We start from the raw sequence: 21,693 nt of genomic DNA, 5'->3' as shown, positions 1-21,693 counted from the left end.
CGCGTGCCCTAGCCTTGGCAGCCATGGGACGTACCCGGACCTGGGGGGTAATAACGGCGCTGTTCACCCTGGCCGCGTGCGGAGGCCAGGGTACCGAATCCACGGCCCCGCCGACGGGCGTTTCGGTATCGCTCAACCAATGGCGCAGCGACGAGGCGTCCCACGCGCTGGAAGTCTCGGTGCGCAACGACACCGGCACGCCGGTGCGCTTCCGGGACGTCCAGCTGGTCACCGGCTCGTTCGCGACGCTCCCGCCGACCCGCGTGGACACCACCCTCGGCAGGACGCCGCGCACGGACCTGCGGATCCCGTACGGCGAGGCGCGCTGCGATCCGGCGACGATCCCTCCGGTCAGGCCCGCCACGGTGGTCGCGCACATCCAGGTCGCCGACGGACCGCCGCGCAAGGTGGAGTTCCCGGTCCGCCACCCCGATCCCACCCTGGACGGCCTGGTGAAGGCCGAGTGCGGGGCGTACATCCTGCGCCGGTCGGTGGACGTGACGTTCGGGGACGCGTGGACCCGGGCGGGCCGGGCCCTCCACGGCGACCTCGTCGTCACCAGGAAGGGCGGATCGGAGCCGATCACGATCGACGACCTCGGCGCCACCACGCACTACACGCTGTTTCCCCGCTCCGGGAAACGCCGGCCTGTGGCGGTGCTCACGGCGGACGCCACGCGGCTGGAGATCCCCGTGGAGGTCACCCCGATGCGCTGCGACTGGCACGCCTTCGCCGAGGCCAAGAAGGCCTACCTGTTCCCCGTCTACGGGATCGTGGGCGGCGGCGAGAGACGCTACCTCATCGCGACGCCTCCCGCTCAGGTGCAGCGGACGTTCCTGTCGTACGCGCAGGACGTGTGCGGCGTCGGCGGATCCTGACCGCGAGCCCGGCCCAGGAGGCGAGCACGACGGCGATCACGGCCAGCCGCACGTGCGTGACGTACGCCTCCGGGTAGACGACACCCTCGATGTAGGTGTCGATGAAGCCGCCGGGCAGCAGGCCGCGCTCCCCCGCCCTGGCCCGCCCCCAGTTCTCCAGCGCGGTCAGCGGGCACTCCACGAGCCCGGCGAGCTGCACCAGCCCCCAGGCGCACAGCCCGAGGTGCGGCCAGATCAGCCGGGGCCGCCGCCAGGCGAGGAAGCCGCCCAGGGCGATGTAGGCGATGACGAGGAAATGCGCCACCATCGTGGCCTGCCAGACGAGCCGGTAGATCATGATCTGCCCTCCTCCGCGAAGGAGGCTAGGCCGCCATGGCCCGCGGGGGCATCCGGCGGGCTACTCAGGCCCGTACTCAGATCGACGGGCTCAGATCGACGGGCTCAGGGCGAGACGGTGGCGGCCCGGGCGGCGTCGACCAGGCCGTGGCCGAAGAAGCCGTTCTTGGCCGTGGGCCCCTCGCAGACCTGGGTCTCGCCCGTGCCGTAGCGGTAGGTCCGGGGCGAGGGGCAGCCCTTCGGGATCGCCGTCGCGTACAGCAGGCGCTCCACCTGCGCGGGGTCCATCTGGAGCCCACCCTTGCCCGGCTTGCCGAACCGGCCGATGATCAGTGCCGCCACGCCGGTGACGTGCGGCGCGGCCATGGACGTGCCCTCCAGGTACTGGTAGTAGGCGCATTTGCCGCCCTGGCAGTCGCGGATCACCGAGGACGTCTTCGGCTTGCCGTCGGCGAAGAGGAGGCCCTTGGCCCGCAGGACGTGCTCGGGGGCGGCGGCCAGGATCTCCCGGGTCGCGCCCTTGAGATCGGTGCCGCCGTCGAACATGTCGCCGCCCGGCGCGGCGATGTCGGTCTGCTCGACGCCGTAGTCGGAATACCCCGCCTTGCGCCCGCTGGGGCCGACCGAGGACACCGAGATGACGCCGTCGAGCTCGGCGGGGACGTTGAGGCAGGTGTTGTCGACGGGCCGCTTCTTCTCCGCGCCCGGCGGGAAGTCCGGGCTGGCGGTGTCCGCCTTCGGCTTGCCGAGGTCGCCGCCGGAGTTGCCGATGGCCGTGACCAGCGTGACGCCGTGCGCCCGGGCGTACTTGACCGCCCGGCGCATCCCCTCCAGGATCGCCCGCTGCTCCAGCCGCTCCCTGGGCGTGTCGCTCGGGTTGTTCGCGCAGTTGAACGTCCAGGGGTCGACGTAGAAGCTCATGTTGACCACGTCGACGCCGACGTCGGCGGCGTACTCCAGGGCGTCCATGGTGGGCTTGAGGAAGAAGAAGCCCGAGTCGGTGCCGGCGCGGAGGTTGACCAGCGAGACATCGGGGGCGACCCCGCTGACGCCGAGGCCGTTGATCGGCGAGCCGATCGTGCTCGCGACGTGGGTGCCGTGACCGTCGTCGTCGACGTCCGCCGGGTCCTTGCAGCCCTTGTGCTCGCAGGGGCCGTCGAGCTTCTTGCCGTTCTCGTCGGTGGGCTGGTCGATCACGAAGTTGCGGCTGAGCGCCCGGTTGAAGTTCGGCGCGATGTCGGGGTGCGCGCCGTCGACTCCGGTGTCGATGACGCCCACGAGCACCTTGTGGCTGCCCCGGGCCTTGGAGTACGAGCCGGTGGGCGTGGCGCCGATCATCTTCATGTCCCACTGGCGGTCCGACAGCGGGTCGCCGCCGGGCGCCTTCCTGACGTCCGCCACGCGCGTCACAGCGGCCGGCGCGCCGGCGGAGGCGGGCGCGTCCGCGGCCTTGCCGACGGGACGGTCGAGCGTGACGCCGACCACGGAGGGGTCGGCGCCGATCTTCACGGGGTCGGACGCGCGCACGACGAGGTAGCCGAGCTTGTCGTCCCGCGCCCGCACCGTGCCTCCGGCCGCCTCGACCGCCCGCTGAGCGGCGGCCCGGCCGCCGTCCGTATAGAAGACCAGGTAGTCCTGCGAGGGCTCGGACGCGGTCGCCGTCCCCTGCAGGCCCGCGGCCCCCAGCCCGCCGAGCAACGTGATGGACATGATGGCCCCGGCGAGCCGCCCCCGTGCGTACAACGATCCTCCTCGGTTGCGGGCCCCCGGTGCCGGGGCCCCTCGATCCGGGCTGAAGCATCCTCCCGGCAGCCGCGCGCGCTCGCAAGCCGGCCACCGAACTGGGATATGCCCGTTTTATCCCCTAAAAGCCGGACGGCCGTGGTCCGGTCCCCTGGGACCACGGCCGCCGGTTCACATCTCAGACGAGAGGCCGCGCCGTCGGCGGGATGGGAACGGGCAGGACGGTCCGCCCGCTCAGGTAGCGGTCGACCGCCGCCGCCGCCGACCGGCCCTCGGCGATCGCCCACACGATCAGCGACTGGCCCCGGCCCATGTCGCCGGCCGCGAACACACCCTCGACCGACGTCTCGTACGACGCGTTCCTGGCCACGTTGCCCCGGGCGTCGAAGAACGACTCCGGGTCGCCGGACAGCGCCGCGAGGTCGTTCAGCAGCGGGCCCTTCTCCGGGCCGAGGAAGCCCATCGCCAGCGTGACCAGCTCGGCCGGGATCTCCCGCTCGGTGCCGGGGATCGGCCTGAACCCCGCCGCCGGGCCCTCGACCTCGACCAGGCGCAGCGCCCGCACGTTGCCCTCGTCGTCGCCGGCGAACTCCGTGGTGGACACGGCGTACACCCGGTCGCCCGCCCCGGCCTCGAGCTCCTCGTGCGCGCTCTCCATCTTGAACAGCAGCGGGTACGTCGGCCACGGCTGGCTGCCCGGGCGGGCCGCCGGCGGCCTCGGCATGATCTCCAGCTGGGTGACGGAAAGGGCCCCCTGCCGGATCGCCGTGCCGATGCAGTCGGCGCCGGTGTCACCGCCGCCGATCACGACGACGTGCTTGCCCTCCGCCGAGATCGGCGACTCGGCGAAGTCGCCCTCCTGCGCCTTGTTGGCCGGCGGGAGGTACTCCATCGCCTGGTAGACGCCCTTGAGCTCACGGCCGGGCACCGGCAGGTCGCGCCACGCCGTGGCGCCGCCCGCCAGCACGACCGCGTCGAACTCCTCGCGGAGCCGGGCCACCGTGACGTCCGCGCCGACGTCGACGCCGGTGCGGAACTCGGTGCCCTCGGCCTCCATCTGCGCGATACGGCGGTCGACGTGCCGCTTCTCCATCTTGAACTCGGGGATGCCGTAGCGGAGCAGCCCGCCGATGCGGTCGGCCCGCTCGAACACGACCACGTCGTGCCCCGCGCGGGTGAGCTGCTGCGCGGCGGCGAGGCCGGCCGGGCCCGATCCGACGACCGCGACCTTACGGCCCGTCTTCACGGCGGGCGGCTGCGGCGTCACCCAGCCCTCGGCGAAGGCGCGGTCGACGATCTCGACCTCGACTCGCTTGATCGCGACCGGGTCGGAGTTGATGCCGAGCACGCACGCCGACTCGCACGGCGCCGGGCACAGGCGGCCGGTGAACTCCGGGAAGTTGTTGGTCGCGTGCAGCCGCTCGATCGCCTCACGCCAGTCGTCGCGGTAGACGAGGTCGTTCCACTCGGGGATGAGGTTCCCGAGCGGGCAGCCGTTGTGGCAGAACGGGATGCCGCAGTCCATGCAGCGGGCCGCCTGCTTGGTGAGCGCGGGCTTGGGGAAGTCCTCGTAGACCTCGCGCCAGTCGCGGATGCGGACGTCGACCGGGCGGCGCGCCGGCAGCTCGCGCCCGTGTGTCAGGAACCCCTTCGGGTCAGCCATCGGTGTACCCCCCTTATCGCTGCGTGGAAACGGTCATGGAGACGGTCGCGATGATCCGCATCGGCGTCACCCGTGGGCGGCGGCCATGACCGCCTCGTCGATGTCGCGGCCCTCCGCCTCGGCGGCGGCCCGCGCCAGCAGGACCCGCTTGTAGTCCGACGGCATGACCTTCGAGAAGCGGCCGAGCGCGGTGTCCCAGTCGGCCAGCAGCGCCTTGGCCACCGTGGACCCGGTCTCCGCGAAGTGCCTGTCGACGATCTCCCGCAGGAACTCGGCGTCCTCGTCGTCCAGCGCCTCCAGCTCGACCATCTCGCGGTTGACCCGCTCGGGCCGCAGGTCGAGCGCGTACGCGACGCCGCCCGACATGCCGGCGGCGAAGTTGCGGCCGGTCGGCCCGAGGACGACGGCCCGGCCGCCCGTCATGTACTCGCAGCCGTGGTCGCCCACGCCCTCGACGACGGCGGTCGCGCCGGAGTTGCGGACGCAGAACCGCTCGCCCACGATGCCGCGGACGAAGACCTCGCCGGACGTCGCGCCGTACAGGCCGACGTTGCCGGAGATGACCTGCGTCTCGGCCTCGAACGGCGCGTCGGGGTGCGGGCGGACGACGATCCGGCCGCCCGACAGGCCCTTGCCGAGGTAGTCGTTGGCGTCGCCGGTCAGCCGCAGCGTGACGCCGCGCGGCACGAACGCGCCGAACGAGTTGCCGGCCGACCCGGTGAACGACACGTCGATCGTGTTGTCCGGCAGGCCGGCGCCGCCGTACCGCTTGGTCACCTCGTGGCCGAGCATGGTGCCGACCGTGCGGTTGACGTTGCGGATGGGCAGCTCAAGCGTCACCGGCTCGCCGAGGTTCAGCGCGCCCTCGGCGAGCTGGATCAGGGTGTTGTCCAGCGCCTTGTCGAGCCCGTGGTCCTGCTCGACGACCTTGCGGCGCGCGGTGCCCTCGGGCAGCTCCGGCTGGTGCAGGATCGGCGACAGGTCGAGGCCGGAGGCCTTCCAGTGCTCGACGGCCTGGGTGGTGTCGAGCAGGTCGGCCCGTCCGATGACCTCGTCCAGCGAGCGGTAACCGAGCTCGGCGAGGTACTCGCGCACCTCCTGGGCGATGAACTCGAAGAAGTTCACCACGAACTCGGGCTTGCCGGTGAACCGCTTGCGCAGCTCGGGGTTCTGGGTGGCCACGCCCACCGGACAGGTGTCGAGGTGGCAGACCCGCATCATGACGCAGCCGGACACGACCAGCGGAGCGGTGGCGAAGCCGTACTCCTCGGCGCCCAGCAGCGCCGCGATGACCACGTCGCGGCCGGTCTTGAGCTGGCCGTCGGCCTGCACCACGATGCGGTCGCGCAGCCCGTTGAGCAGCAGCGTCTGCTGGGTCTCGGCCAGACCGAGCTCCCAGGGGGCGCCCGCGTGCTTGATCGAGGTCAGCGGGGAGGCGCCGGTGCCGCCGTCGTGGCCGGAGATCAGCACGACGTCGGCGTGGGCCTTGCTGACGCCCGCCGCCACGGTCCCGACCCCGACCTCGGCGACCAGCTTCACGTGGACGCGGGCGCGCGGGTTGGAGTTCTTCAGGTCGTGGATGAGCTGGGCCAGGTCCTCGATCGAGTAGATGTCGTGGTGCGGCGGCGGCGAGATGAGACCGACGCCGGGCGTGGAGTGCCGGGTCTTGGCGATCCACGGGTACACCTTGTGGCCGGGCAGCTGGCCGCCCTCGCCGGGCTTGGCGCCCTGCGCCATCTTGATCTGCAGGTCGTCGGCGTTGACGAGGTACTCGCTGGTCACGCCGAAGCGGCCGGAGGCCACCTGCTTGATCGCGCTGCGCCGCTCGGGGTCGTACAGCCGCTCGGGGTCCTCGCCGCCCTCGCCGGTGTTCGACTTGGCGCCGAGCCGGTTCATCGCGATGGCCAGCGTCTCGTGCGCCTCCATCGAGATGGAGCCGTACGACATGGCGCCGGTGGAGAACCGCCTGACGATCGACTCGACCGGCTCGACCTCGTCGATCGGCACGGGCGCGCCGGCGGGACGCAGCTTGAACAGGCCGCGCAGCGTCATGAGCTTCTCGGACTGCCCGTCCACGAGGGACGTGTACTCCTTGAAGATCTCATACCGCCGGGTGCGGGTGGAGTGCTGCAGCTTGAAGACGGTGGTCGGGTTGAACAGGTGCGGCTCGCCCTCGCGGCGCCACTGGTATTCGCCGCCGACCTCCAGCCGCCGGTGCGGGTTCTCCGCGCGGGGGTAGGCCCGCGCGTGCCGCTCCAGCGCCTCCGTGGCGAGCACGTCGAAGCCGACGCCGCCGAGGCGGGAGGTGGTGCCGGTGAAGCACTGGTCGATGACCTCGGCGCCGAGGCCGAGGGCCTCGAAGATCTGCGCGCCGGTGTAGGAGGCGACCGTGGACACGCCCATCTTGGACATGACCTTCAGCACGCCCTTGCCGTACGCCTTGATCAGGTTGCGCACGGCCTTGCGCGGGTCGAGGTCGAGCCGGTCCGTCGCGATCATGTCCTCGACCGTCTCCAGGGCGAGGTAAGGGTTGATCGCGCTGGCGCCGTACCCGATGAGCAGGGCCATGTGGTGGCACTCACGGGCCTCGCCGGTCTCGATCACGAGGCCGACCCGGGTGCGGGACTTCTCCCGGATGAGGTGGTGGTGCACCGCGCCGGTGAGCAGCAGCGACGGGATCGGCGCCCGCTCGCGGGAGGACCCGCGGTCGGACAGCACGATGATCCGCGCACCGTCCTCGATGGCCCGGGAGACCTCCAGGCGGATCTCCTCCAGCCGCCGCACCAGCGCCTCGCCGCCGCCGGCGGCGTCGAACAGGCCGGACACGACGTACGGCTGGAAGCCGGGCAGCGCGCCCTCGTCGTTGATGTGGACGATCTTCGCGAGCTCGTCGTTGTCGATCACCGGGTAGGGCAGCACGAGCCGGCGGCAGGAGGCCGGGCCGGGGTCGAGCAGGTTGCCCTCGGGGCCGATCGTCGACTGCAGCGAGGTGACGAGCTCCTCGCGGATGGCGTCCAGCGGCGGGTTGGTGACCTGCGCGAACAGCTGGCTGAAGTAGTCGAACAGCAGCCGCGGCTTCTCACTCAGCACGGCCACCGGACTGTCGGTGCCCATCGAGCCGATCGGCTCGGCGCCGTTCTTGGCCATCGGCGTGAGGATGACCCGCAGCTCCTCCTCGGTGTAGCCGAAGGTCTGCTGCCGCTTGACCAGCGCCTCGTGGGTCGGGTGCTCGTGCTCGCGCTCGGGCAGCTCCTCGAAGCGGACCAGGCCCGCGTGCAGCCACTCGCCGTACGGCTCGGCGGCGGCGAGCTCGGCCTTGATCTCGTCGTCCTCGACGATCCGGCCGCGCGCGGTGTCCACCAGGAACATGCGGCCCGGCTGCAGGCGGCCCTTGCGGACGATCTTCTCCTGCGGGATGTCGGACAGCACGCCCGCCTCGGAGGCGAGCACGACCAGGCCGTCGTCGGTCACCCAGAACCGGCCCGGGCGCAGGCCGTTGCGGTCGAGGACGGCGCCGACCAGCGTGCCGTCGGAGAAGGTGATCGACGCGGGGCCGTCCCACGCCTCCATGAGCGTGGAGTGGAACTCGTAGAAGGCCCGGCGGGCCGGGTCCATCTCGGTGTGGTTCTCCCACGCCTCCGGGATCATCATCAGCACGGCGTGCGGCAGCGACCGGCCGCCGAGGTGCAGCAGCTCCAGCGTCTCGTCGAACGAGGCGGTGTCGGAGCCGTCGGGGTCGCAGATCGGGAACAGCCGCCGCAGGTCGCCCGGGATCAGGCCGGTGGCGAGCATCGCCTCGCGGGCGCGCATCCAGTTGCGGTTGCCGCGCACGGTGTTGATCTCACCGTTGTGCGCGACGTATCGGTACGGGTGGGCCAGCGGCCAGGAGGGGAAGGTGTTGGTCGAGAAGCGCGAGTGGACCAGCGCGATGGCGCTGACGTAGCGCTCGTCGGACAGGTCGGCGAAGAACGGATCGACCTGCAGCGAGGTCAGCATGCCCTTGTAGACGATCGTCCGCGAGGACAGCGAGGCGAAGTAGACGTCCGCCTCGTGCTCGGCCCGCTTGCGGAAGGCGAACACGATCCGGTCGAGGTCGACGCCGGTCTCGCCGCCGGGCGAGGTGACGAACAACTGGGCGAAGTCGGGCATGACCGCGCGCGCGGTGGCGCCGGGCAGGTCGCGGTCCACCGGCAGGTCGCGCCAGCCGAGGACGGTGACGCCCTCCTCGGCGGCGATCTGCTCGATGAGGCCGATCGCGGTGGCCCTCGCCTGCTCGTCCAGCGGCAGGAACGCGGTGCCCGCGGCGTACGCGCCCTCGGGCGGCAGCGGGAAGTCCACTGTCGCGCGGAAGAACGCGTCGGGGATCTGCGTGAGGATGCCCGCACCGTCGCCGGTGTCCGGCTCGCTGCCGCTGGCACCCCGGTGGTCGAGGTTGCGGAGCGCGGTCAGTGCCTTGGCGACGATGTCGTAGCTGCGGCGGCCCGCGACATCGGCCACCATGGCTACGCCACAGGCGTCGTGCTCGAATCCGGGGTCGTAGAGTCCCTGGGGCTCGGGGAGACCTCCGGGAAGGCCAAGGCGGGCAGCAGGCATGTAGTCACTCCCGTCGTCAACGTCTGCGTGGAACAGAGGGACGACGCTGGCCCTGCTGCGGGTTGAGTGCTTAAGAGATTACAACACGCTGCCGGAATAGTGCCCCCCAGGTCCGCTTCGCGAACCTTCACAGGTCAGCGCCGTGGATATGGTTTGCGCATGAGTGGTCATGAGGCGATCGACGAACTGCTCGCGGAGGCCGGCGTGGACGGCCTGCGCCTGCGCGGAGCGCTGGCGCTCCTGTCCGGCGGCCGCTGGTGGACCCTGTCCGACCTGGTCAGGGAGACCGCGACGTCGCGGCGGACGATCGAGTCGCTGCTGCGGCTGCTCCCCCTCGAGCACAGCGGCGACCGCGTCCGTATTCCCAGCGATCAGGTCAACCGCTACAACGTCGGGATTGATACGGATATTTCCGGTCTGGGGAATCCGGTCTCCGGGATGGTCGAGGCGCACGCCGAGACGCTCGACCGCCTCAAGGCCCTGATCGCCGGGGCCCCCCGGGGACGGCACGCGCTCGACCACGTCTCCGCCACCGCGGAGACCGTGCTGCGCCGCGCCCTGCTGCTGGGGCGGCGGTTCTGGCTGCCCGGCGCCCGCCTGCTGTGCGTCGGCGACCACGACCTGACCTCGCTGGCCGTGCGGATGGTCCACCCCGAGGTCGAGGTCGCCGTGGCCGACATCGACGACCGCATCCTGGAGTACATCGACGCCCAGGACCTGGGAGTGCGCACCCGCTGGGCGGACCTGCGCCTCGGCCTGCCGCCGTCGCTGCGCGGCTGGGCCGACCTCGCGATCACCGACCCGCCGTACACGCCGGAGGGGATCGGGCTGTTCGCCGCCCGCGCCGCCGAGGGCCTGCGCGACCGCGACCAGGGACGCATCCTGGTGGCCTACGGCGCCTCCGAGCGCACTCCGATGCTCGCCCTCAAAGTGCAGAAGGCTCTCATCGACCTCAACCTACTGCAAGAGGCGATATTTCCGCACTTCAACCGGTATCACGGCGCGGAGGCGATCGGCAGCGCGGCGGACCTGTACGTGCTGCGCCCCACCACGAAGACGTGGCCGGCGATCGCCGCCCGGCTCGACCGCCTCGCCACGGCCATCTACACGCAGGGCCCCCAGGCCGTCGAGTCCGCCCCGGCGGCGCCGCCGGACGAGGCGGCCGTGGCGGCGTTCGGACCGGACCTGCTCGCCGGCGACTGGCCGCGCGGCCTGCTGCCGCAGGTGCCGCGCACCCGGCTCGCCACCCTGCTTGCCAAGCCGTACGCCGCGGATCCCGGGCGCGTGGCGATCGCCGTTCCGGCCGGGCTGGAGGCGGCGCTGCCCCGCCTGCTGCTCGCCACGCGCGCCCGGCACGTGCGCGTGCTCACGGCCGGTCCGATCACGGACCCGACCGCGCTGGCCGCGCTGCTGGCCCCCGTCTACTCGCTGACCGTCGCGCCCCGCGGAACCGGCCACGTGCTCGACGCCGTACGGCTCGCGCCGCCCGCGAGCGGTCCCGAGCGGGTGGCACGCAAGATCATGGACAGCGCGCACGGGAAGGTCGCCAACACCTGGCGGGAGGCGCTGACCGGTACGGCCGGTCTCACCAAGCGGCAGGCGAGGGCGGCCGTCGAGGAGACCGCGCCGTGGGCGCTCGACGCCACGCCGCTCGAACTCCCCCTCCACCGCCTGGCCGCCTTCCGGCACGCCGTCCCGGGCCTGACGTGATCCGCGGGAATCTGGCCCAGCCGTTCTTCGGCCGTCCCGGCACATGACGGTCGCCGCATTGCCCCGGATGCCGTACGACCAGCTGTGATGGGTGTCGACGAAGAGCGATGTGCCCATCCAGAACCGCTCGGCCCTGCCGCGTCGCACGAGCTCCGCGTACGGCTGGGATTCGATTCCGAGCCGGGGTTGGACGGGGAAGACTACCGATAGTCGCATGCTCGCCTTCATGGCGGGGGCCGGATATCGGATTCCCGTGGGAACGTCGGTCTCCCTGACACCGATGCGGCCTCCGCTGCAGGCCGCCGTGGAGGCGCGATCGCTGGCACTGCTCACCGGCGCTCCGGTGACAGCCGGGTTCGGGGCCGCCACGCCCGAGTTCGTCGCGTACGTCCGGGGGGAGCCCTACCGGCGTCCCGCCGTCGCGGTCCGCGACTACCTGCTCGGCGTCCGCGCGTTCCTGGACAGCGCGAACCCGGTCCTGCCCCCGCTCGGAGACCGGGCCGGAGACCCGGCCGTGGGGCCGGCCCGGCGGGTGGAGGTGGAACTGGGCGCGGGTGTGCTCCGGCGGGGCATGGCCCGCGCCGCCGGCGAAAGCGCCGACGTCGCGATCACCTGGATGACCCCGCCCGACTACGTCAAGGGCACGATCGCCCCCGCCCTGCGGGAGGGCGCGGGCGACGGCCGCCCTCCGCCGCGTATCACGACCGTCGTGCACGTGGCGATCGCGCGACCCGGGCGGGACGCGGCTCATCTGGCGTACGCGGCGGCCCAAGGCCATCTGAGATCTCCGCACTACGCCGACATGCTGCGTCGCGCCGGCTGCGACGTGGATCCCCGTGATCCCGGGTCGGGTGCGCGCAGGCTCGTGGACAGCGGGATCTTCGTCTTCGGCACCCCGGAGCAGATCATGGCGGCCCTGCACGAATACGAGCGGGCAGGCGTGGACGAGGTCGTCCTGAACGCCGCCGGCGTGCACGTGACCGAGGGTTGCCAGGCCGCGGTGGAGGACGCAGCGGAGATCCTGGAAGCGTCGCGGGCCGTGAGAGCCGCCGGCGCGGCGGTCACATGATCAGGACAGGGCCGTATACACACGGTCAGATACCGTTGAAAGAAACGTCAAGTGCCGGCGGGCGAAAGCATCGCGCGACGGAAGGGTGGCAGCGTGCAGCGGAGGGGTGGCAGCGTGCAGCGGAACCGCGTCCTACAGAAGATCGTCGGAGTGGCGGCGGTGTTGTGCCTCGCCGGCGCGGTCATCGTCTGGATCTTCCAGCACAGCCCGAGCAAGGCCGCCGTTCTGGCAGCCGGCGCGATGATGTTACTGATAATCGCCGGTTCGTCCCGGAGTAAATCCTCCGGTCCGCGCAAGCGGTAACGAGGCCGCCCACCGGTCTACCTGGACGGTTGGGCCCCGCCCGCAGACGGGATGACGGTGGCCGCGGGGGTGGAGACCGCCGGCGTGGCGCCGGGGTCGGTGGGAGGGGCCTCCGAGGGCTGGGTGGTGTCGGCCGGGCCGGGCGGCTGCGCGGGGTCCGAGGGCACCCCGGCGATCTTGACCACGCGGCGGAAGACCGCCTTCTCGGCCTCCCGCACGGCCAGGCCGAGCATGATGAAGTCGTCCCTCTCCCCCGGCTCGGCGCCGTCGGTCCTGCCGACCCAGGCCACCCCGAGGTAGTGCCCCAGGACGTAGGCGTTCGCCTCGCTGTAGGCGCCGAACTTCGCGCGGGGCGACTCCAGCGGCTGTACCCAGGCGCCCCGGTAGAGCGACGCGAGCGACTTCGCCAGCGAATCGGCCGCCGCGACGTCCGCGAGGTTGAACAGGGTGTACTGCGCGACGTACGTCCCGTCGGCCGTGGCGTACAGGCCGCGGACGGCCTGGGTGCAGCCGGCCTCGGCCAGGGCGTCGGCGAGATCGGCTCCCCACACCGCGCCTGCGCAGGCCTGGTCCAGGCGGCTGGCGAGCCTGCGCAGCGTGACCTTCCCGGCCGTGAGCGTCCGTGCGCCGAACACCTCCTGGGCGGTCAGCGGCGCGGCGTCGGCCTTGCGGTCCTGGACCGGGGCCAGTTCCTTCAGCGACGGCCAGGACTGGAAGGACGCGGGCAGTCCCTCCCCGACCACGCCGCCCGCCGCCTGCGCCGGCTGCGGCGGCGCGCCGCCGATCGCGTTGACCGTCAGCGTCAGCACCAGGGCGATCGCCAGCACTCCCGCGCCGACGACCGACCACACGAACACCCGCTGCTGCCGGTCGTCCAGGCCCAGATCGGTGAGGGCGGCCCCGGTCCAGCCCTCGGCCGGCGCGGACGACCGGCGCTTGCGCTTGGTCATAGACCGCCGGTTCCAATGAGCGAGCCCAGACCCCAGGTCAGCGCCGCGGCCACGGCGCCCACCACGAGCTGGCGCAGGCCGCTGAACCACCAGCTGCGGGCCGTCACCCGGGAGACCACGGCGCCGGCGGCGAACAGCGCCACCATCGACACCACGGCGGAGACCCACAGCCCCCGCACGCCCAGCAGGTACGGCAGGAGCGGGACGATCGCGCCCAGGCTGAACGACAGGAACGACGACACGGCAGCGAGCACGGGCGAGGGCAGGTCGTCGGGGTCCACGCCCAGCTCGGCCCGCGTGTGGACGGCCAGGGCCTCCTCGGGGTCGCGGGAGATCTGCCGGGCGACCTCCCTGGCGGTCTCCGGGTCCACACCCCGCTGCTCGTACATCCGGGCGAGCTCGGCCTCCTCGGCCTCCGGGTGCCGCTCCAGCTCCCGGCGCTCGACGTCGATCTCAGCCTGCGCGAGCTCGCGCTGGCTGGCGACCGACACGTACTCGCCGCCCGCCATGGAGAACGCTCCTGCGGCCAGGCCGGCGATGCCCGCGAGCGCGATGATCCTGGTCTCGGCGGTGCCGCCCGCGACACCGGCGATCAACGCGAAGTTGGAGACCAGCCCGTCCATCGCGCCGAAGACCGCCGGGCGTAACCAGCCGCCGTTGACGTCCCGGTGCTCGTGGTGGATCTCGGCCCGCGCCCCCGTCGTGGCCTTCGTCATCGCCGGTCGGCCTCTCCTTCCGGCGCCCCGGCGTCGCTCGCGGCGTTCGCGGCGTTCGCGCCCGCGGTCGCCGTCTCGCCGGAGCCCGCGCCGCCGCCCTCGTCGTGGGGATCCCGCGGCGTCTCGTCCGGTTCCTCCTCACGCAGGAGTTCCGGCTCGTCGGCCTGGTCCCGCCCGTGAGCGGGGTCGGCGTGGGCGGGGTCGCCGTCGCCGTCGCCGATCTGGACGCCCAGCGGCTCCTCACCCGCGCGGTTGCGGGCCAGCCACAGGTACGCCAGCGCGCACAGGAAGATGACGATCGAGGTCCACTGGTTCAGCCGCAGGCCGAGGATGTGGTGGGCGGGGTCCACCCGCAACCCCTCGATCCAGAACCGGCCGAGCGTGTAGCCCGCCACGTACAGCGCGAACACCCGGCCGTGCCGCAGCGTGAACCTGCGGGCGGCCAGGATCAGCACCACGGCGAGCGCGAGGTCCCACAGCGACTCGTACAGGAACGCCGGGTGGTAGGTGGTCGCGCCGGGGATGGTGCCCGGGCGGCCCGGCTCGATCTCCAGGCCCCACGGCAGGTCGGTGGGGCCGCCGAACAACTCCTGGTTGAAGTAGTTGCCCCACCGGCCGATGGCCTGGGCCACGGCCACACCGGGGGCGAGGGTGTCGGCGACGGCGGTGAAGGAGATGCCGCGCCGGCGGCAGGCGATCCAGACGCCGAGCGCGCCGAGGGCGATCGCGCCCCAGATGCCGAGGCCGCCCTCCCAGATGAACAGGGCGTCGATCGGCCGCTTGGGCGCTTCCGAGCCGAAGTAGATCTGCCAGTCGGTGATGACGTGGTAGAGACGTCCGCCGACGAGGCCGAACGGCACGGCCCAGACCGCGAGGTCGGTGATCGTCCCGGGTGCGCCGCCACGGGCGCGCCAGCGGCGTTCGCCGATCCAGACGGCGACGATGACACCGAGCACGATGCACAGCGCGTACGCGCGGATCGGGATCGGTCCGAGATTCCAGACCCCCTGTGACGGGCTGGGAATCGAGGCGAGGAGGGGCATGTAACGTGACGTTACCGCAAGAGAGGGCGGCCCCGGAGCGAGGCACGGGCAACGTCTGCCCGACCTGCGCCGACCACCCGCCGCACCCCGTTCAGAGCCCGGCGGCGGCGTCCTCGCGGAGGGCGGACAGGCGCGCGGCGAGGTCCTCCAGACCGGGGTACTCACCGAGATCCACGAGCCCCAGCCAGCCCAGCGCGGTCACCCCGCCGGGGTCGCACGCGCCCAGTACGCCGCCCGCGAGCGCCGCCACCGTGTCGGTGTCCCCGCCGAGCGACACGGCGTACGGCAGCGCGGCGGCCGGGTCCGGGGCCTCGCGGATCACGTGGACCACCGCGGCGACCGTCTCCACGGCGTCCAGGGAGACCCCCGCGGGCGGGGGCGACCACCTCCCGCGCGCGGCGTCCGTCACCGCGTCCGTCACCGCGCCCATCGGGCCGTAGCGCTCACCCGCCCAGCGGGCCTCGGCCGCCGCCGCGTCCAGCAGGTCGGCCGGGCCGGCCCCCTCCACCGCGTACGACGCCATGGCCGCGATCACGCAGGCCGCCGCCACGGCCGCGGGCGCCCGGTGCGTCGCGGCGGACAGCACCTCGCACGAACTCCGGCGGCGTCCGGGGTGGTGCGGCGGCACGGCCCAGCCGGCCGGGGCGACGCGCATGGCCGCGCCGTTGGTGGCCAGGTCGTCCGCCGAGGGCACGGGGATCTCCCCCGTCTCGGCGAAGTGCGCGAGAGCCCGCCGCGTCGTCGGCCCGAGGCCGCGCACCGCGGGCGCCGCGCCGGCCAGCCGGGTGAGGAAGTCCATGGAGGAGGGCCGCCCGCCCGTGTCGGCCAGGCACCGCGCGACCAGCACCATCTGCGCCGTGTCGTCGGAGGTCGCGCCGCGCGGCCAGCCCCGGTCCGGCGCCGGCAGCCGGACGACCTCGGCCGGGTCGACGCGCTCCGGCGGGCGGCCCTCCCACGGCACGCCGAGCGCGTCGCCCGCCGCGAAGGCGAGCATCGCCGCGTGGATCCTCCTCGCGGCGCCCGCGGACTCATTGAGGGAAGACCGGTCGTCGTACGGCATGCGGGCATGCTAACCACGGCCGCGGAGGCGAAACCCGGCACGCGCGGCCGCCGGGAACCTCTCAGGCGAGCGTCACAGCTGCTCGCGCACGCCCGCTTCGCGCGCCAGCCCCTTCGTCTGGTCGCTCAGATCGCCCCGGGCCGCCGTACGGGCCCGGCCGAGGCGGGCCACGGGGAGGAGCGCACGCCCGTGCGCGTCCTCCAGCTCGAACGCCAGGGCGGCGTAGTAGGCGACGACCGCGAGCACCAGACCGGCGACGCCCGCCGTGGTCCTCCATCCCGCGGACGCGGTGAGCTCGTAGACGCCGGTGATCGCGAACCTGGTGGCAGACATGGCCATCACGGTGGCGGCCACCAGCTTGGGCAGGCCCGCGAGGGCCGGGACGAGCATCGCCGCGGCGGCCGTGAGCAGGACGACGCCCAGCGCCGCGCTCGTGGTGCCGGGCGGGGAGGTGAGCGTGACGCCGCCGATCACCGCCCACGTGCCGGAAAGGACGCCCATCGCGGCCCCTGCGACCGCATCGCGGGCGAGGAAGCCGAGCACGCAGACGAGGAACTGCAGCGGCGCGGTGAACAGCAGCGCGGCCAGGGCGACGACGCGCCCCTGCGCGGCGGGCACCCAGCCGAGCTCCATTGCGGCGAAGGCGGTCGTGGCCAGGGCGAGCCCGAGAAAGCCCAGCGGCAGCGGGCTGCCCATGGGCCGCAGGACGACGCGGGCGGCGCCGGCCTGTCCGCCGGCCGGCTCCCCGGGGAGGTCGCGCCCGCTCATCGGCCCGGCGGCACCGGCGTCGGCCGCCGCTCGGTCACGAGCGGTTGTCCGGCTCTTGGGTGCGGCTGTCGAACTCGGTGTGGCCGTTCGGGCACTCCGGGATCGTGTCGCCCTCGTGGACCGACACCTTCTCCCCGCAAACGGCGCAGTGGAAGACGCCGGTCTTGCGGGCCTTCTCACCGGTGTGGGCGGGCACGGCGCCTCCTCGCTCAGCTCATCGCGGGGGAACCGCTCGTGGCAGGCGCGGGCGGGACTCCGGTCGGACCGGCCTCTCCCCCGCCCTGTGCGGAGCTTGTGACATCGCGCTCGATACCCCCGTCACGGGAGAACCACGCGGCCCTTGCCCGATTCTTGGCCGGCGAAGGCCGGGCGCGGGACGGCCCGTGCGGGGCCGTCCCGGCGGGAGGTCACTTGCCGGCGCTCTCCACCGCGTCGCGCAGCGAGTTCGGCACGAAGGCGACGTTGGTGTCGAGGTCCTTGCCGTTGAGCTTGACGGTCGGCGTGCCGGTCAGCTTCTGCGTGCTCATGGTCTTCTCGGAGAACTGCTGGTGAGCGGCGACGTTGCGCTGCTCCCGCACGCAGTTGTCGAAATCGGTCGCGGTGACGCCGGCCTCCTTGCCCCACTTGATCAGCTCGTCGATGGTGAAGCCGGTCACGGTCTCACTCGGCTGGTTCTTGTAGAGCTTGTCGTGGTACGCCAGCCACTGCTGACCGTCGGTCACGCACCGGGCCGCGGAGGCCGCCCGCAGCGAGTTGCCCTTGGTCGGCTCCTGCCCGAAGATCGTGATCGGGTGGTACACGACCTTGGCCTTGCCCTCGGCCGCCAGGTTCTTCAGCGTGGAACCGCTGGTCTCCTCGAACTGCTTGCACGCCGGGCACTGGAAGTCCTCGAACACGTCGACCACGGGCGCGGTCACGCCGGACTTGGCCATCACGACCGTGCCGTCCTCCTGCACGGTGACGGGAGCGAGGCCGCCCGCGACCTTCTCCGAGGCCCCCTGGCGCATCGACCACGCCGCGAAGGCGGCCGCGATCACGACGACCACCGCGATGGTCACGATCATCGTGATGCGCTTGCGCTGCTCCTGCTTGCGCAGCGCCTCCCGCTGGGCCGCGATGCGGGCCCTGGCCGCCTCGCTCGTACGCTTGCTCACGAAACTTCCCCCCTGGCTATTTCCACGGCCACGTCCCGCGGTCGTCCGCGGTCACGCGCCGTCGTCCTCACCGTCGTCCGAGCCGTCCTCGTCCGTCGTTTCCCGCTCCCCGGTGAAGCCCAGCGCGGAGTCCAGCGAAAAGCGGCTCGCCGGCCTGACGACGACCCACGCCGCGCAGACGAGCAGTCCGAAGTCGCGCAGCAGCTCCCAGAAGTAGTTGGGGTCCTGTCCCGCGGCCAGCGTTCCGTCGCCGCCGAAGCAGCCGCAGTCGATGCGCAGCCCCCTGGCCCAGGCCGACGCGATGCCGATGACGAAGGCCACCATCAGCACCCCGCCGGCGACCGCCGCCGCGCGCGTGAACAGGCCGACGAGCAGCAGCAGGCCGGTGATGATCTCAAGGACGGGCAGGCCGTACCCGACGACCTGCGCGACGGAGTCGGGCAGGAGCTGGTAGGCCCGCACCGCCTGCACCGACAACGCGGGCGCGCCGATCTTGAGCGCACCGGCGACGATCAGTACACCGGCGAGCACGACCCGTGCGGCGGTCGTGACCCAGGAGAGCGCGGGCTTCGCAGGCTGTAACCGCTCGGACACCGAGGTGCCGGATGCCAACTGAACCATGAGTCTCCTCGCCCGGTAGGCAACACCGACTGAACAGTACCGGGACCCAACCTCACCATGTGCTGGATAAGAGCATGGTAAGCCGCCTTATCTCGGCCGGTCGTGGCGCACCTACGGGAAGGAAACCTCAGGGCGGCTCAGCGCCGGACACCCCGGGCGAGTTCGGACGCGAGCTCGCGTACGGCCGCGAGACCGGACTTCTCGTCCGGGGCGTCGAGCAGGCGCCGGATGAAGGCGGACCCGACGATGACGCCGTCGGCGTACGCCGCAACCTCGGCCGCCTGGGCGCCGTTGCCGACGCCCAGGCCGACGCAGACGGGCAGCCCGGTGTGCGCCCTGGTCCGCTTGACCAGGCCCTCGGCCGCCGAGCTGACGGACTCCCTCGCGCCGGTCACGCCCATCAGCGAGGCCGCGTACACGAAGCCGGTGCAGCAGGCGGCGACCCGCGCGATGCGCTCGTCCGGCGAGCTGGGCGCGACGAGGAAGACCGTGTCGATGCCGGACTCCTTGCTCGCGGCGAGCCAGGGGTCGGACTCCTCGGGCGTCAGGTCCGGCGTGATGGTCCCGACGCCGCCCGCGGAGGCGAGGTCGCGTGCGAAGCGCTCGGCGCCGTAACGGTCGATCGGGTTCCAGTACGTCATGACCAGCGTCGCGGCCCCCGACTTCGCCACGCCCTCGACGGTGCGCAGCACGTCGGCGATGCGGGTGCCGTTGGTCAGCGACCTGTGCACCGCGTCCTGGATGGTCGGGCCGTCCATGAGCGGATCGGAGTACGGCAGGCCGATCTCGATCACGTCGCAGCCGGCCTCGACCATCGCCGTCGCCGCGGCGACCGCGCCGTCCTTGGTCGGGAAGCCGGCCGGCAGGTAGCCGACCAGCGCGGCCCTGTCCTCGGCGCGGGCCTTGTCGAACACCGCTTGGAGTGTCGTCATCGGGATGTCCTGTCGATGCTGATCAGAGGTTGAAGTATTTCATCGCGGTGCCCATGTCCTTGTCGCCGCGGCCCGACAGGTTCACCAGGATGACGGCCTCGGGACCGAGTTCGCGGCCCAGCCGCAGCGCGCCCGCGAGCGCGTGCGAGGACTCGATGGCCGGGATGATGCCCTCGGTGCGGGCGAGCAGGGCGAAGGCCTCCATGGCCTCCTCGTCGGTCACGCCCTCGTAGGTCGCACGTCCGGTGTCCTTGAGCCACGCGTGCTCGGGCCCGACGCCCGGGTAGTCGAGGCCGGCCGAGATCGAGTGCGACTCGATCGTCTGGCCCTCCTCGTCCTGCAGGACGTAGGTGCGGGAGCCGTGCAGCACGCCGACGCTGCCCTGGGTCAGGGTCAGCGCGTGCTCGCCGTTCTCCGCGCCCCGGCCGCCGGCCTCGTAGCCGTACAGCTTGACGTCCTGGTCCTCCATGAAGGCGTGGAAGACACCGATGGCGTTCGACCCGCCGCCGACGGCGGCGCAGACGGCGTCGGGCAGGCGGCCGGTCAGCTCGAGGACCTGACGGCGCGCCTCGACCCCGATGATCCGGGCGAAGTCCCGGACGATCTCCGGGAACGGGTGCGGCCCGGCGACCGTGCCGAACAGGTAATGGGTGTGGTCGACGTTGGTGACCCAGTCGCGGAACGCCTCGTTGATGGCGTCCTTGAGGGTCTGGCTGCCGTTGGTCACCGGCACGACCGTCGCGCCGAGGAGCTTCATCCTGGCCACGTTGAGCGCCTGGCGCTCGCAGTCGAAGGCGCCCATGTAGATGACGCACTCCAGGCCCATCAGCGCCGCGGCGGTGGCGGTGGCGACGCCGTGCTGCCCCGCCCCGGTCTCCGCGATGACACGCCGCTTGCCGAGCCGCTTGGTCAGCAGCGCCTGGCCGAGCACGTTGTTGATCTTGTGTGCGCCCGTGTGGGTCAGGTCCTCGCGCTTGAGGAGGATCCGCGCGCCGCCCGCGTGCTCGGCGAACCGCGGCACCTCGGTCAGCGTCGTCGGACGGCCGGCGTACGTGCGCAGCAGGTGGTCGAACTCGCGGATGAAGCCGAGGTCGGTCTTGGCCTTCTCGTACTCCGCGGCGACCTCGTCGAGGGCCGGGATGAGCGCCTCGGGGACGTACCTGCCGCCGAACCTGCCGAACTTGCCGTGGACGTCCGGGTCGTCGCCGCGGACCCCGCCCCCGGCCAGGTCGGCGGGGGTGATCATGGTCGCTTCCGTCGGGGTCACGCGGCCTCCCTCTGCAGCGCTGTCGTTCACGGGTGCCTCTCGGAGCCGGTGTCCTGCCGTGAGGCCGGGTGGGCGCCGGCGGTAACCAGGTCGTTGACCGCGGCCTTGGGGTCTCTGCCGGTGACCAGGCTCTCGCCCACCAGCACCGCGTCCGCCCCCGCCCGCGCGTACGCGAGCAGGTCGTGCGGGCCGCGCACCCCGGACTCGGCGATCTTGATGACGCCGTCCGGCACCTTGGGCGCGAGCTTGGCGAACACCTCGCGGTCCACCTCGAGCGTCTTGAGGTTGCGGGCGTTGACCCCGATGATCTTCGCACCGGCGTCGACCGCCCGGTCCAGCTCCTCCTCGGTGTGCACCTCGACGAGCGGGGCGAGCCCGATCGACTCGGCCCGCTCGATCAGCGAGACGAGCGCCTGCTGGTCGAGGGCCGCCACGATGAGCAGGGCGAGGTCCGCGCCGTGCGCCCTGGCCTCCCACAGCTGGTAGGAGGTGACGATGAAGTCCTTGCGCAGGATGGGGATGTCCACGGCCGCGCGCACGGCGGCGAGGTCGGCGAGGGTGCCGCCGAACCTGCGCCGCTCCGTCAGCACGCTGATGACGTGGGCGCCGCCCTTCTCGTAGTCCGCCGCGAGCGCGGCGGGGTCGGCGATGGCGGCGAGCGCGCCCTTCGAGGGGCTCGACCGCTTCACCTCCGCGATGACCGACACCCGGTCGCCGCCGAGCGCGGCATAGGCGTCACGGGGCTCGGGGGCACGGGCGGCGAGCCGCTTGAGCTCCTCGATCGGCACGTCGCGCTGCCGCTCTTCGAGGTCCTCCCGCACGCCCAGGATGATGTCCTCAAGAACACTCACGCGTCCTCCTCGCTCTCGGCTCGGAGCTCGCGCGAT

General features: G+C 72.5%; 19 protein-coding genes. 4 read left to right on the top strand and 15 right to left on the bottom strand.

What is annotated here, in order from left to right; translation table 11 throughout:
• The first annotated feature begins 23 nt into the window (after window positions 1–23).
• Window positions 24–878, top strand: a complete 855-nt coding sequence (locus HHX41_RS03550; protein WP_182904746.1) for a hypothetical protein — start codon at window positions 24–26, stop codon at window positions 876–878.
• Here the strand turns inward: HHX41_RS03550 and HHX41_RS03545 are convergent.
• The 4 genes from HHX41_RS03545 to gltB form a co-directional block, all read right to left on the bottom strand.
• Entirely contained in the window at window positions 799–1,215 is a 417-nt protein-coding gene (locus tag HHX41_RS03545) for a DUF2784 domain-containing protein (protein WP_182904745.1), read from the bottom strand. The genes HHX41_RS03550 and HHX41_RS03545 overlap by 80 nt on opposite strands.
• 104 nt (window positions 1,216–1,319) lie before the next feature.
• On the bottom strand, window positions 1,320–2,957 hold the full coding sequence (locus HHX41_RS03540) for a S8 family serine peptidase (protein ID WP_259400568.1): 1,638 nt from the start codon (window positions 2,955–2,957) through the stop codon (window positions 1,320–1,322).
• A 178-nt stretch (window positions 2,958–3,135) separates the two neighbouring features.
• Window positions 3,136–4,620 (bottom strand): glutamate synthase subunit beta, encoded by a 1,485-nt coding sequence (locus HHX41_RS03535; protein ID WP_182904744.1) that lies wholly within the window; start codon window positions 4,618–4,620, stop codon window positions 3,136–3,138.
• Window positions 4,621–4,686: 66 nt separating this feature from the next.
• Window positions 4,687–9,213, bottom strand: coding sequence for a glutamate synthase large subunit (gene gltB, locus HHX41_RS03530; protein ID WP_182904743.1), 4,527 nt, complete (start codon window positions 9,211–9,213; stop codon window positions 4,687–4,689).
• A gap of 159 nt (window positions 9,214–9,372) precedes the next feature.
• Here gltB and HHX41_RS03525 point away from each other — a divergent pair, with 159 nt between their 5' ends.
• From HHX41_RS03525 to HHX41_RS03515, 3 genes are all read left to right on the top strand, one after another.
• Complete coding sequence (locus HHX41_RS03525; protein WP_169978337.1) at window positions 9,373–10,923, top strand: bis-aminopropyl spermidine synthase family protein; 1,551 nt, start codon at window positions 9,373–9,375, stop codon at window positions 10,921–10,923.
• Between the two features lie 214 nt (window positions 10,924–11,137).
• Complete coding sequence (locus HHX41_RS03520) at window positions 11,138–11,992, top strand: LLM class flavin-dependent oxidoreductase (RefSeq protein ID WP_182904742.1); 855 nt, start codon at window positions 11,138–11,140, stop codon at window positions 11,990–11,992.
• Between the two features lie 114 nt (window positions 11,993–12,106).
• Entirely contained in the window at window positions 12,107–12,295 is a 189-nt protein-coding gene (locus HHX41_RS03515; RefSeq protein WP_169978341.1) for a hypothetical protein, read from the top strand.
• A gap of 17 nt (window positions 12,296–12,312) precedes the next feature.
• Here the strand turns inward: HHX41_RS03515 and HHX41_RS03510 are convergent, their stop codons facing one another.
• The 11 genes from HHX41_RS03510 to trpC form a co-directional block, all read right to left on the bottom strand.
• Window positions 12,313–13,245, bottom strand: coding sequence for a hypothetical protein (locus HHX41_RS03510; protein WP_182904741.1), 933 nt, complete (start codon window positions 13,243–13,245; stop codon window positions 12,313–12,315).
• Window positions 13,242–13,961: a VIT1/CCC1 transporter family protein gene (locus tag HHX41_RS03505; RefSeq protein WP_182904740.1), complete on the bottom strand. Its 720-nt coding sequence runs from the start codon at window positions 13,959–13,961 to the stop codon at window positions 13,242–13,244. The genes HHX41_RS03510 and HHX41_RS03505 overlap by 4 nt, the downstream gene beginning before the upstream one ends.
• Window positions 13,958–15,004 (bottom strand): prolipoprotein diacylglyceryl transferase, encoded by a 1,047-nt coding sequence (gene lgt / locus HHX41_RS03500; RefSeq protein WP_182904739.1) that lies wholly within the window; start codon window positions 15,002–15,004, stop codon window positions 13,958–13,960. The genes HHX41_RS03505 and lgt overlap by 4 nt, the downstream gene beginning before the upstream one ends.
• Window positions 15,005–15,095: 91 nt before the next feature.
• Entirely contained in the window at window positions 15,096–16,064 is a 969-nt protein-coding gene (locus HHX41_RS03495) for an ADP-ribosylglycohydrolase family protein (protein ID WP_182904738.1), read from the bottom strand.
• Between the two features lie 72 nt (window positions 16,065–16,136).
• The gene (locus HHX41_RS03490) at window positions 16,137–16,832 is read right to left on the bottom strand and encodes a GPR1/FUN34/YaaH family transporter (RefSeq protein ID WP_182904737.1); all 696 of its coding nucleotides are present in this window, start codon (window positions 16,830–16,832) and stop codon (window positions 16,137–16,139) included.
• A gap of 34 nt (window positions 16,833–16,866) precedes the next feature.
• Window positions 16,867–17,028, bottom strand: a complete 162-nt coding sequence (locus tag HHX41_RS03485) for an alpha helical protein (RefSeq protein ID WP_169978353.1) — start codon at window positions 17,026–17,028, stop codon at window positions 16,867–16,869.
• A 211-nt stretch (window positions 17,029–17,239) separates the two neighbouring features.
• Complete coding sequence (locus tag HHX41_RS03480; protein WP_310741749.1) at window positions 17,240–17,986, bottom strand: thioredoxin domain-containing protein; 747 nt, start codon at window positions 17,984–17,986, stop codon at window positions 17,240–17,242.
• 51 nt (window positions 17,987–18,037) lie between these two features.
• Entirely contained in the window at window positions 18,038–18,607 is a 570-nt protein-coding gene (locus HHX41_RS03475) for a DoxX family protein (RefSeq protein ID WP_169978355.1), read from the bottom strand.
• 137 nt (window positions 18,608–18,744) lie between these two features.
• Window positions 18,745–19,539, bottom strand: coding sequence for a tryptophan synthase subunit alpha (trpA, locus tag HHX41_RS03470; RefSeq protein ID WP_182904736.1), 795 nt, complete (start codon window positions 19,537–19,539; stop codon window positions 18,745–18,747).
• Between the two features lie 22 nt (window positions 19,540–19,561).
• Complete coding sequence (trpB, locus tag HHX41_RS03465) at window positions 19,562–20,785, bottom strand: tryptophan synthase subunit beta (protein WP_182904822.1); 1,224 nt, start codon at window positions 20,783–20,785, stop codon at window positions 19,562–19,564.
• 47 nt (window positions 20,786–20,832) lie between these two features.
• Window positions 20,833–21,657 carry an indole-3-glycerol phosphate synthase TrpC gene (trpC, locus tag HHX41_RS03460; RefSeq protein WP_169978359.1) on the bottom strand — a complete coding sequence of 275 codons (825 nt, stop codon included), beginning with the start codon at window positions 21,655–21,657 and terminating at the stop codon, window positions 20,833–20,835.
• Window positions 21,658–21,693 lie beyond the last annotated feature (36 nt).

Origin of the sequence: Microbispora sp. H13382 (assembly GCF_014161445.1) — a bacterium.
Taxonomy (GTDB): domain Bacteria; phylum Actinomycetota; class Actinomycetes; order Streptosporangiales; family Streptosporangiaceae; genus Microbispora.
Note: the sequence above shows the minus strand (reverse complement) of the source record. Positions and strands in the feature narration are given on the sequence as shown.